We start from the raw sequence: 12,640 nt of genomic DNA, 5'->3' as shown, positions 1-12,640 counted from the left end.
TTTCACTTATTATATCATAAAGCACTTTTTCTTCACTTCGCTTACTATGTTCTTAGATATATATTAGATATATAATAGTATATTTCAAAAAGTCTATATTTCCAGAAAGCTGTATCTCTATAATCACTTTTATCTTGTCATTTGTAATGGCTTTTACATCAAGTACGGATTCTTTTAAGTTAATATTTTCTGGTAAGTTGTGAGGATTGATTATTTGTAAGTTGTGTACAGTTTCAAATCCTAAGTCTTCAAGTACGGCATTTACTATGTTCTCAAGTATATCCTCATTGCCAACAGAGCCTAAAAGATAGCGTACAAAATAATCGTTCATTCTGTTTATATTATACTCCAAAATTATAATAATAAATATTAGTTAAACAAGTTTTTTATGCGAAATAAGCCTATAAAAGAAATTTTTTTATAAGAAATAGTAAATAAGTTTTTTAATAAAAGATATGCTCTATAAAAAATATAATGTACTATTTATTAAAAATCTAATTACCCCGCCCACCCGCCCCCAAATATTTTTTAATAATAAAAAACCTCCGCACTACTTAAAGTACAGAGGCTATAATTTTTATTTTTATAAACTTATTATTTTATTTAAGAAACCAAATCTTTTACAGCATCACGTCCTGCATTCAAAGCCTTTTCATTGCTAGGTAAAAAATCTTTCTTACGTTCGCCGAATACTTTTAAAAATGCTTGCTGAACACTATCAAATGATACTATATTCTGAAGCGTAAGTAAAGCCCCAAGCATTACCATATTTGCTGATTTAGGATTGCCTATATCGCCAGCTATTTTATTGGCTTCAACATAAGCCACTTTTATATCATCTCTTGAAGCCTTTTTATCTATTAAAGATGAGTTTATAAGAAGTATTCCATTAGGAAGAACATCTTTTTCAAATTTAGTAAGCGAAGGAAGATTCATTATTACAGCAGCATTGGCATCATGAGAGATAATAGGAGAACCTACAAGCTCATCACTCACCACAACCGAACAGTTGGCAGTACCTCCTCTCATCTCAGGACCATATGAAGGACACCAAGTAACATGCTTATTTTCTATCATACCAGCATATGCTATCATCTGCCCCATAGACATAACACCCTGACCGCCGAATCCTGCAAAAATTATTCTCTCTGTACTCATAAATACTCCTTATTTAAGCATCATTTCTAAAATTGCCTAAAGGATAATGAGGTATCATATAATCTCTTATCCATTTATGCGAATCTGTAGGAGATATTCCCCAGTTTGTAGTGCAGCTTGTAAGCATTTCTACTATAGAAAAACCCTTTCCTGCTATCTGATGTTCAAAAGCCTTTTTGGTAGCCATTTTGGCCTTTCTAATATTGGCAGGACTGTCTAAAGCAACCCTCTCAACAAAAGTAGCACCCTCTATAGTAGCAAGCATTTCACATACTCTTATAGGCTTACCAGCTCTGTGAAAATCTCTTCCAGCCTGAGTTGTTGTAGTTCTTTGACCTTCCAAAGTAGTAGGTGCCATCTGACCGCCTGTCATACCATAAATTGCATTGTTCAAAAATATTACAGTTATGTTCTCTCCGCGTGCTGCTGCATGTATTATCTCAGCTGTACCAATAGCAGCTAAGTCTCCATCACCCTGAAGCGTAAATACAATACTATCAGCAACTGCTCTTTTTACTCCAGTAGCAACTGCGGGTGCTCTTCCATGTGCTGCCTGCTGCATATCACAATTAAAATATTTATAAGCAAGTACAGAACAGCCCACTGAAGCGATACCTACTGTTCTATCCAATACCCCAAGCTCCTCCAAGCATTCAGCAACTATTCTCTGTGAAGTGCCATGCATACAGCCTGGGCAATAATGTGTTCTATCATCTGTTAAACCTTTTGACTTTTCAAAAACTATCATATTATACCCCCAGAAAAACCTCTAACATTCTCTATTATCTCATGAGCAGTAGGTACTAATCCACCTGCTTTACAGTAAAACTTAACTTCTGCCTTACATTCGCATGCCAATTTTATATCATCAATCATCTGTCCCATACTCATCTCTATAGAAACATACATCTTACAATTAGGATTATCAAATGCTTTTACAGGGAAAGGCCATAATGTCTGAGGACGTATCATTCCAACTTTTTTACCTTCCTCTCTAAGTTTATCAACAACACCTCTAACAACCCTAGACATAGTACCATATGATACGAATATAAGCTCAGCATCATCTGTGAAATATTTTTCTGCTCTTGCTTCTTTTTCTTTTATTTCAGCATATTTTTCCTGTAAATGTATATTATGCTTGTATAATAATTCTGGCTCTAAATAAAGAGAGTTTACAACATTTTTTTCTCTTTTACCACGCATACCAGTAGTAGCCCAAGTTTTTTCTTTAAGCTCATATTTAGGTTTATAAATGATTTCCACAGGCTCCATCATCTGACCAATATACCCGTCAGCAGCCACATAAACAGGAGTTCTGTAATGATCTGCTATATCAAATGCTTCCATTATCATATCAGCAGCTTCCTGCAAATTAGCAGGTGCCAAAACAGGACAATTATAATCTCCATCACCGCCGCCTCTAGTCATCATATTATAATCGCTTTGAGCAGGCTGTATACTTCCAAGACCAGGTCCGCCTCTCATAACATTAAGTATAACCGCAGGAACTTCAGCACCAGCTAAATATGATATACCTTCCTGCTTTAAAGCAATACCAGGTGAAGAAGAAGAAGTCATAGCTCTTACACCAGCACCGCCTGCACCATAAACCATATTAATAGCAGCTACTTCACTTTCTGCCTGTACAAAAGCTCCGCCTGATTCATACATAGCCTTAGACATAAACTCTGGTATTTCATTCTGCGGTGTAATAGGATATCCGAAAAAACATTTGCAGCCTGCTGTAATAGCTGCTGTTGCCATAGCCTCATTTCCTTTCATTAACTTTCTAGCCATTTATTTATCCCCCTCTCTATCCAGTCTTTCAACTTCTATACATATATCAGGACACATCATAGCACAATTAGCACAGCCTATACATTTTTCCATATCTGTAACTGCTGCTGGATAATACCCCCAAGAATTCATATTTTCTTTATCTAAATATAATATCTTAGTTGGACAGACTGATATACAATTAGAACAGCCCTTGCATTGCTCTCTATCAATGCTCACTCTACCTTTGGCCATTATATTATTACCTCCATTTTTTATTAGTTTTCTTAAAAATATTATATAATGATATATTATATTTTGAAAAAAAACTTTGTCAAAAATTTATACTATTAAAATCCATGGTACAATATATAAAGTGAAAATGAAAAAACGTCAATGAATAATACTAACTATTTTTTATTATAGTTATAACTATCTAAGGTATTTTTATGAGATTTTTTTATTATATATAGTAATTATTATTATTTTTATATATAATAAAAAATTAATAATATTAAAAAAATGTGAGTTTATTATAATGAATAATGATGATAAATTAAAGAGATTATTCAATTTAGGACATGAAGCATTCAGTAATAATGACTATAACAAAGCAATAACTTATTTAGATGAAATTATAGATATTTATAATAAAGATATTATAGCATATTCTGACGGAGAGTTTATCATATACAGTGATTCTTATGATGATAATAAAAATGAAGATGAAGAGAGAAATATAGATGATGAAGAGATAAACATTACTCATAATACATTAGTTGACGCATATTATAACAGAGCTATATCAAAGTTTAATTTGAAAAATTATGAAGAAGCTATTAAAGATTTTGACAAGGTAATAGAATTATCTCCAGATAAAGCAGATGCATATTATAACAGAGGACATTCTAAATCATATTTAAAGAGATATGAAGAAGGTATTGAAGATTTTAAAAAAGTATTAGAGTTTGATGAAGATGATTTTGAAGCTGTATATTATGTCGGACTTGGATATTTTTATTTGGCAAACTATGAAGAAGCTATTAAAAATTTTGACTTGGCTTTATCTTTAATAGAAAGAACAGAAGAAGAATATATTGCAGATATATATTATTATAGAGGACATTCTAAATCATATTTAACAAGATATGAAGAGGCTTTATCTGATTTTAATAAACTAATACAATTAAGAGAATATGACAGCGAAGCATTTTATTTTAAAGCATTAACTGAGTTTTATTTAGGTTTGTACGAAGAGGCAATAAATGATTTTGATACATCTATAGAGCTGGATTCTAATGCATCAAATGCCTACTATTTCAGAGGGCTTTCAAAAAGTAATTTAGAGTTATATGATGAAGCAAAAGAAGACTATCAAAAAGCAATAGAGTTTGACCCAGAAAATATAATAAGCATTTATAATGATGCGGGACTTATTGAATACAAATTAGGCAATTATAAAGAAGCTATTAAATACTACACAAAAATAATAGAAAAAGATGAAAATATATCATATATATATTATAACAGAGCATTGGCAAAAGAGGCTTTAGAATTATACGAAGAGGCATTAAAAGATTATGACAAAGCTATAGAACTTAATCCAGATGATACATACTCTTACAATAACAGAGGACTTATCAAAAATGAAATGCAGATGTATGATGAGGCATTAGAAGATTATAATAAAGCTATAGAGCTGGAACAAAATGACGCTTATTTATACAATAATAGGGCTTTATTAAAGGGCAGAATACATTTATACAGAGAGGCTTTAGAAGATTTTGACAAGGCTATTTCTTTGTATGATGAGAACAGTGAGTTTTATTATTTTAGAGGGCTTACCAATTTTTATTTAAATGAATTTGATGAGGCTTTAAAATATATTAACAAAGCTATTGAATTAAATAATGAATATATTGACGCTTATAATGAAAGAGCAATTATATATTACAGAACTGAAAATTATGATGAAGCTATTAAAGATTTTAAGAGAGTATTAGAACTTGATAATGAAAATGTATATGCTTATTATCATTTAGCTTTATCTTATGAATGTTTGGAAGATTATGATAATGCTATAAAATATTATACTAAAGTTATTGAGCTTGATAATAATTCATTAGAGGCATACTATAATCGAGCTTTAGCAAAAATGGAAATTAATCTATATAATGAAGCTATAGAAGATTTTAAAAGAATAATAGAACTTGATAAAGAAAATACAGACGCATATATTAATATAGGTATATGCTATGACTCTATTGAAGAATATGATAATGCTATAGAATATTATACCAAAGCTATAGAAATAGATAATAAAGTGTTAGACGCATACTATAACAGAGGGCTCAGTAAGGTAGGACTAAAGCTATACAATGAAGCTTTTGAAGATTTTATAAGGGCACTTGATATTAACTCTAATTATTTAAATGCCTATAATGGAATAGGTTTTTCAAAGACAAAATATTCTAATAATGAGTTTAAAAATGGAAATATTAATAAAGCTATAAAACTGCTTAATGATGCATTAGTTTATTATAACAAAGGTCTTGCTTTAGATATAGATGATAATATAACCAATGCATCAATATATGACAGTATGGGATATACTATTACAAAATTGGCTAATATATATCAGACTATGAATGATAAAGAAAATACTTTAAAATATTATAATGAGGCATTATTTTGTTTTAATGAAGCTATCAAACTAAATAATAGACATGCACTTGCTCATAACAGCATAGCATATATTAAAATACAACTTGATAAGATGAATAATACAATTGATAAATTAAATGAAGAGGCTTATACTTACTTTGAAAAAGCATATAACATGTCAAATAAAGATGATAAAAAATTGATAGTAAAATGTATTATTTCATTAGCCAAAGAGAATATAAAAACAGCTTTGGAGTTTATGAGTAAAAATAATTTAAATTAAATATTATATACTGAAAATTTTTAAGTTTGTCAACAGCGAGCTCCCCCTCATCTTCGTTCGGGACGCTTCGCGTGCACCTTCCCGCACTGTATAATTTATTCTTATCAAATGTCAACGATACGTGCGGCTAATTACCTATTATTAACCAAATAAGTAATTTACTATACATCTAAAACATATTTTACTGATTAACAAAAATATATTATGTTACAAATAAATCATAATTACATTCATAAATAACTAAAGTTTGACAAACTATAGTTATCTAGGTATATACAAATAATAAAATAAAAAGGCTTATAAAATGAATATAAAAACATCTTATAAGCCTTTAATTTAAGAATATATATAACTTTTAATTTTTAAATAAATTCACAGCCTCATCTTTAGCACTATTAACAGCATTAACAACAGAAGTAGATGATATAGTAGCACCGCTTATAGCAGCAATCTGTGATTCAATAGCATCTTCGGGCTTTATTCCTTTTACAATACTTAAAGGAATAATTGAACTTTGTCCTTTAAATTGATCTCTAAAACTAGCTTCAGTAATTTTAGCACCAAGCCCCGGAGTTTCAGCCTGTTCAGTAACAACTATAGCAGTAATAGTATCTATATTGGCATCAAAACCAACAAGCACTTTATTCTCTCCATTATATCCGCCTGCTGAAGAAAGCATAGCATAACCTACTACAGTACCATCAGCTTTTTTCCCTATATAGTATGGATAAGCAGAATTTTCTGTTAGAGGACCTTCAAGCTCATCAGCACCTTCAATGACAGCTTTTACACCATTAAGTACAGTTTTTTCATTGTTAGCCAATATATCTTTTTCAAAAGAAGAATATACAAATGAAAGTAAAAAACCAGCAAGCAATGCAGTAATAGTAACTGAAATAACAGCAGTATAACCAACTTCTTTTTTCATTATTTCCCCCCTTCTTTTTGAGCATTAGCTTTATTAATAGCAAGAAACTCTTTTTTACCGAAAGGCAAAGGACGAGTAAGCATAGCAATCAAAGGCATAAACATATTACCTATAAGTATAGAATACATCATATATTCTGGTGAAGAACCAAAAGTTCTTAATATAGCAAGCACTGCCCCTATTAGAAGAGCGTATATCCAAGCTCCTAAATGACTTGAAGGTGAAGTAACCATATCAGTAGCCATAAAGAAAGCACCAAGTCCAAAGCCGCCTGCCAATACTTGATATATAGGAGAAGCAACTTTACCTGGCATAGCCATACAAAGTAGGAAACTAACTACTACCAAAGAAATAAACATTCCTAAAGGTATTCTCCAATCTATAGTATTAGTTATTAGAAGGAATATTCCACCTATTAGAAGAAGTAAGAATGAAGTTTCACCTATAGCACCTGCTGTACTTCCTAATAACATCTGTAGATAATAATGCGATTCTATTTGTATTTGAGAAGCTAAAGTACCTCCAAAATCAATAGCATTATATTTTAAGAAAGTTAAAGGAGTAGCAGAAGTTAAAGCACTTACTGCGTCTAAAGACTGAGTTGCACCTGAAACTGTAAGAGTTAAGTCTTTAAGTATATTTTCGAACACCCCTAAAAAAGGAACATTTTTAGGAGGAGTATACATACTCATCTGAGCAGGAAAAGCCACCTGAAGAAAAGCCCTACCCACCAAAGCAGGATTGAATATATTAGAACCTAATCCGCCGAAAACTTCTTTAGCAAACACTATAGCTATTACACTTCCTATTACAACCATAGTAATAGTAGCAGAAGGAGGAAGCGTCATAACAAGAAGTATAGCAGTAACTGTTACAGCATAATCTGGAACTAAAGGTTTTTTTCTTACTTTTTTTACTATTATAGTAGAAACAATACAAGTTATAATAGCAGCTAAATATAGAACTATAACTCTTGCCCCAAACAAAACAATACTATATATAACTGCTGGCAAAAGAGCTATAATTACTCTTAGCATTATCTTATTAGTAGTATCTCCGTCTTTTATATGAGGAGATGATTCTGTATAAAATTTCATTATTATCTCCTTAATTTATCTTCTTAGCAAATCTTTACCAAATCTAATCCACTGCACCAAAGGAATCTTTGAAGGACATATATATGAGCAACTGCCGCATTCAAAGCAAGTTGCTATATCTAAATCATTCAATTTATCTTTAATTTTAGCCTTAGCAGTATGTGCAATTTCAGTAGGAGATAATCTTAAAGGACAGGCATTGCCGCATCTTCCGCATTTAATACAAGGATATTCTACTTCTTTAGGCATTTTATCTTTATCCAAGAAAAGAAGAGAGTTAGTACCTTTATTAACGCATTGATCAATATTAGGAACGCTTGTACCCATCATAGGACCGCCTGCAAGTACAAGAACATTTTCAGCAGTAATACCGCCGCACTCTTCTACAACATGTGAAATAGGAGTACCAAGAGGAAGCCAAACATTTTTATGTTCTTTTATAGCGTCTCCAGAAACGGTAACAAGTCTTTCTATAAGAGGTTTATCCTTAGCAACTGCCTCATATATAGCATAAAGAGTAGCCACGTTAACAACCAAAACTCCAACATCCATAGGCAGTTTGCTTACTGGAACAACTCTTCCAGTAGTAGCATCAATAAGCATTTTTTCAGCACCCTGAGGATAACGAAGTCTTAAAGGCATAACTTCAACATTATGCTCTTTTCCGATTTTTGTCATTTCTTCTATAGCTTTAGGCTTGTTATTTTCTATACCTATAACAGTTCTTTTTACAGAAGGAATAATTTTTCTTAATATCTCAATACCCTTAAATAAATCTTGGGTATATTCTATCATAAGTCTGTAGTCGCTTGTAATATAAGGCTCGCATTCTACACCATTGATAACCAAAGTATCGCAGCCGCCCTTAGCAGCTCCATCAACTTTAACATTAGTAGGAAAAGTAGCTCCTCCCATACCAACTATACCAGCTGCCTGTATCTTTTTAGCCATTTCTTCCGCTGATAATGACATATAATTTGAGTTTTCATAGTATGCCAAATTGTCAGCAGTACTGTCAACATTAATAAGTAAAGCATTAGCACCGCGTCCCAAAGGATTAGGGGCAATATCTACAGAACCAACAGTTCCAGTAACAGAAGAATGAACATTACCAGAGACATAACCTCCAGCCTCACCTATGAGCTCACCTCTGTTTATTTTATCACCTTTATTTTTTAACATTTTAGCAGGAGCACCTATATGCTGAGCCATAGATATTAAAACGGTTTTAGGTAATGCAGAGAGAGCAGATGAAGAGATTTCGGCAGTGTCTTTACTATCATTTGGATGTACTCCGCCAAAACGAAATTTACCTAATTTCATATTATCAATCCTTCATTTAATCAAATTAATCAAAACACTATTATTAATTTAATTATATTTGTTTAATTTATAGAAATAACAGCTACAGATTTGGTATAACCGCTTCCATAACCACATACAGCTACCTTACTATTTTTTTTAATAAATCCGTCCTCCAAAGCCATAGATAATGCTACACCAGAAGAAGCACTCAAAGAAGAATGTGCATCTTCCATATTTGAATATACCATATTCTTATCTACTGATAAAGCATTAACAAAATTATCATAAGCGGCTTTACTTGAATAAGAAGGTATATAATAGTTAGGCTCTATATTATTAGCAGATAAAACATCTTTAACATATAAAGCGGCTTTTTTTGCCTCTTCTTCAAAAATACCGTTATCTTTAATGGATATGAAGTGCTCTTTATTTAATACACCTTCTTTGGTATAAGGTTTAGCAGTTCCGCCCATAGGAATATAACAATTTTCTAAAGCACTTCCATCAGTTACAGAATCTATAAAATCTATTTGTATATCAGACTTTTCATTAGTAACAAGTGCAGCAACACTTGCATCATCAAATCTGTTTTTATCATCACATATATAAAACGATTCAACAGCAGCAACTAAAATATTTTTATATCTATTACTCTTTACAAAAGCATATGCTAATCTTAATGCTGATAAAAATCCTGTGAAATCGCTTTCTATATCAAAGCAAAAAGCATTAGAAGCTTTAATTTTTCCTGCTAATATACAAGCAGTCGAAGGATAAACATAATCTTTAGTAACAGTGGCACAAATAATAGCATCTATTTCAGAAACATCTATATCTTTTATAACCTCATTAATAGGAATCAAAGCCAAATCAGAAGCGGCCATATTGGTTTGCTCTTTTTTATAAATGCTTTTACAAGATTTAATGTATACCATTACAAAATTCCTTTAATAACAAATGTATTATTTATAATTTTTTTAAAATATTCTTCTCTTAGCTCCAGAATCATATAGTTCTTTAGCTATTTTTTCATTAATTTTGGCATCTAAGAATCTATACATATTAAGCACAGCATTTTTCATACCTACTCCGCTTGTTTTACCATGCCCCACAAAAGCACCGCCATTTAAGCCTAATAGTATAGCAGAACCATAAGAATCAGAACTCATTTTTGACTTTAAATTAGTAAATACAGGCTTCATCATAAGCCCGCCCATAACACTTACAGGATTTTTCTTGACTTCGGATTTAAGCATATTTACAACCAAAGCCGCTGTACCCTCTATAGTTTTTAATACTATATTGCCGTCAAATCCGTCAGCAACCACAACATCGACACAATCAGACTTAAGCATATCATTAGGTTCAACATTGCCTATGAAGTTTATTTTTTTCATCTTTTGCAAACGCTCAAAAACCTTTTTAGTATCTGCATTACCTTTAGAATCCTCTTCTCCTATATTAAGAAGACCAACTCTAGGATTTTCTACTTTTAAATATCTTTTTGCAAATACCCTGCCCATAACAGCAAACTGAACCATATAGTCTGGAGTACAGTCCACATTAGCTCCCATATCAAGCATGCAGAACTCACCGCCGAATTTTGGGAGTGTAGATATGAGCGGAGGACGCATAACACCTTTCAAGCGACCTATTTCTGTAAGTGCTGCTGCAAGTGTGGCACCTGTATTACCAGGTGAAAAGAAACCCTCAGCCTCTTTATCTTTAACCAAACGAGCAGCCATCAAAACTGAAGCATTCTTTTTATGTTTTATACCATTAGCAGGACTTTCATTCATATCTATTATTTCATCTGTATGTCTTATATCCACACGTTTATGGTCATATTTTGCTTTAGATAAAACTTTAGTAATACTTTTCTCATTTCCTACTAATATTAAATTTACATCATTATTTTCTGCTAAAGCATTAACCGCCCCAAGGACTAATTCTTCGAGAGGTTTTTCTCCGCTGGCTACATCTATGGCTAAATTCATAATATTTCCTAGTTAATTTTGATTTTTATCAGCCTGCATTTTGGCTTTTTGGAGCTTTTACTACTCTATCTTTATAGAAACCACATTCTGGACAAATTCTATGAGGCATTCTTTCTGCTCCGCATTGAGGACAGATTGATAATGAACCTAAGAATCTTTTATCATTAGCGGCTTGTCTTGATCTTTTTTTAGATTTCGATTTTCTATGCTTTGGTACTGCCATTTTTATTTCTCCTTAAAAATTTATTAAAGGCTATTATCTCAAAATAGATAATAGTCACATTTTACAATATAAAGTATAGACTATAATACTATAAAGTGCTAATTTTGTCAAGCAGAATTAACATAACACAAAATTTATTATAAAGACTTACACAATTATTTTATAGATTAAACACATTATTGAGCAAGATTTTATAAAAAATTATTATCTTATAACATTTTTATCTTCTATTATAAAATAACTCTCTTCCAATATTTCTTCTGTGAAATTTATTCTGTATAATTTTGCCGTATCTTTATTGATAAGTACTCTGTAAGAATCAGAGACTTCAATAAAATCTATAGAATCCGTACTGCCTTCATTATCAATAACCTCTTTTAAAAGTTCGGCAAGTTTTCTGCCAAGATAGTAATAGTTGCAGTCAAGTGAAAAAAGTATATCAGCATTTAAGGCATTTTCTATATCAGTATTTATTATTGGTATAGAATATTTACTACATAAATTATCTATATTATAAATATTATCATCTATATAATCATCTTTAGCTATAAATAAATAATCTATGTCTAAAGATGATATAATATTTTCTATATCATTTATAGTATAATCTGCTTCAAAAGCTATAGGATAATAATGAATATTTTCATTACTGCAGTACTTAGATAAATATTCAGAAATATTCTCAGAAACTTCATAGTTTTTACTATATAAATAGCCCAAACTATTTAAACTATTATCTGAGATTATTTTTAAATATTTAGTAATATCCAAATTTCCGTAAACTCCTGTAATATTATTGTTCTGTACTCGGCTTTTTTCTATAGAAGATAAAGATAAATTGTCAAAACAGCCTGCAAATAATATAGACTGAGGAACTATTATATTCATAGAAAGTAAAACAGCATTCTCCCCTATAACTACCGCTATACTGGAATTATCTTCCCGAACATTATTCGCTACTTCTATAATAGAAGCATCATCTCCCTTAGAAGTATAAAAGTTAATTTTTACATTAAGTTTGTCTAATGATATTTGATCTATTAAACCTTTTTCTATAGCATTAAATTTCTTTGTATTTTCTTCCTTTACTATGCTCACTATAACGGGTTTATCCCCATAATCCTCGCTAACACAGGAAATTAAAATAAATAGCAGTATAAAATAATTAACTAATCTTATTAATCTCATAATAAAGATAAAAACCTA

13 protein-coding genes are annotated in these 12,640 nt (G+C 31.1%); 1 reads left to right on the top strand and 12 read right to left on the bottom strand.

Translation table 11 applies throughout. The annotated features are described in order from the left end of the window. Positions 1 to 52: 52 nt before the first annotated feature. The 5 genes from KQ44_RS12280 to KQ44_RS12260 all read right to left on the bottom strand — a co-directional run bounded on the left by KQ44_RS12280 (position 53) and on the right by KQ44_RS12260 (position 3,192). Entirely contained in the window at positions 53 to 331 is a 279-nt protein-coding gene (locus tag KQ44_RS12280; protein WP_276307048.1) for a PD-(D/E)XK nuclease family transposase, read from the bottom strand. 272 nt (positions 332 to 603) lie between these two features. Beyond that, positions 604 to 1,158 (bottom strand): 2-oxoacid:acceptor oxidoreductase family protein, encoded by a 555-nt coding sequence (locus KQ44_RS12275; RefSeq protein ID WP_020004639.1) that lies wholly within the window; start codon positions 1,156 to 1,158, stop codon positions 604 to 606. Between the two features lie 13 nt (positions 1,159 to 1,171). Then, positions 1,172 to 1,906, bottom strand: coding sequence for a thiamine pyrophosphate-dependent enzyme (locus KQ44_RS12270; protein ID WP_096737647.1), 735 nt, complete (start codon positions 1,904 to 1,906; stop codon positions 1,172 to 1,174). Then, positions 1,903 to 2,958: a 3-methyl-2-oxobutanoate dehydrogenase subunit VorB gene (locus KQ44_RS12265; protein ID WP_096737646.1), complete on the bottom strand. Its 1,056-nt coding sequence runs from the start codon at positions 2,956 to 2,958 to the stop codon at positions 1,903 to 1,905. Before KQ44_RS12265 ends, KQ44_RS12270 begins: the two co-directional genes overlap by 4 nt. Next, the gene (locus KQ44_RS12260) at positions 2,959 to 3,192 is read right to left on the bottom strand and encodes a 4Fe-4S dicluster domain-containing protein (RefSeq protein WP_013114106.1); all 234 of its coding nucleotides are present in this window, start codon (positions 3,190 to 3,192) and stop codon (positions 2,959 to 2,961) included. It lies immediately after the preceding gene. A gap of 283 nt (positions 3,193 to 3,475) precedes the next feature. On the opposite strand from KQ44_RS12260, the gene KQ44_RS12255 reads away from it, so the two are divergent. Further along, entirely contained in the window at positions 3,476 to 5,884 is a 2,409-nt protein-coding gene (locus KQ44_RS12255; protein ID WP_096737645.1) for a tetratricopeptide repeat protein, read from the top strand. Positions 5,885 to 6,239: 355 nt separating this feature from the next. Here the strand turns inward: KQ44_RS12255 and KQ44_RS12250 are convergent, their stop codons facing one another. The 7 genes from KQ44_RS12250 to KQ44_RS12220 form a co-directional block, all read right to left on the bottom strand. Beyond that, positions 6,240 to 6,812, bottom strand: coding sequence for an FMN-binding protein (locus KQ44_RS12250; RefSeq protein ID WP_096737644.1), 573 nt, complete (start codon positions 6,810 to 6,812; stop codon positions 6,240 to 6,242). Continuing rightward, positions 6,812 to 7,909, bottom strand: a complete 1,098-nt coding sequence (locus KQ44_RS12245; RefSeq protein ID WP_096737643.1) for an RnfABCDGE type electron transport complex subunit D — start codon at positions 7,907 to 7,909, stop codon at positions 6,812 to 6,814. Before KQ44_RS12245 ends, KQ44_RS12250 begins: the two co-directional genes overlap by 1 nt. Positions 7,910 to 7,924: 15 nt before the next feature. Next, positions 7,925 to 9,232, bottom strand: a complete 1,308-nt coding sequence (rsxC, locus tag KQ44_RS12240; RefSeq protein ID WP_096737642.1) for an electron transport complex subunit RsxC — start codon at positions 9,230 to 9,232, stop codon at positions 7,925 to 7,927. Between the two features lie 62 nt (positions 9,233 to 9,294). Continuing rightward, a complete protein-coding gene (locus KQ44_RS12235) occupies positions 9,295 to 10,149 on the bottom strand; it encodes a 3-oxoacyl-[acyl-carrier-protein] synthase III C-terminal domain-containing protein (protein WP_096737641.1) in 855 nt (284 codons plus the stop codon). 42 nt (positions 10,150 to 10,191) lie between these two features. Then, complete coding sequence (gene plsX, locus KQ44_RS12230; RefSeq protein WP_096737640.1) at positions 10,192 to 11,211, bottom strand: phosphate acyltransferase PlsX; 1,020 nt, start codon at positions 11,209 to 11,211, stop codon at positions 10,192 to 10,194. Between the two features lie 28 nt (positions 11,212 to 11,239). Continuing rightward, on the bottom strand, positions 11,240 to 11,434 hold the full coding sequence (gene rpmF / locus KQ44_RS12225) for a 50S ribosomal protein L32 (RefSeq protein WP_013114200.1): 195 nt from the start codon (positions 11,432 to 11,434) through the stop codon (positions 11,240 to 11,242). Positions 11,435 to 11,638: 204 nt separating this feature from the next. Continuing rightward, the gene (locus tag KQ44_RS12220; protein WP_096737639.1) at positions 11,639 to 12,622 is read right to left on the bottom strand and encodes an ABC transporter substrate binding protein; all 984 of its coding nucleotides are present in this window, start codon (positions 12,620 to 12,622) and stop codon (positions 11,639 to 11,641) included. Positions 12,623 to 12,640: the final 18 nt, after the last annotated feature.

It is taken from the genome of Brachyspira sp. G79, from assembly GCF_002379365.1.
Classification (GTDB): Bacteria; Spirochaetota; Brachyspiria; order Brachyspirales; family Brachyspiraceae; genus Brachyspira.
The sequence above is the reverse complement of the archived record's forward strand: the minus strand, read 5'-3'. Positions and strand labels throughout refer to the sequence as shown.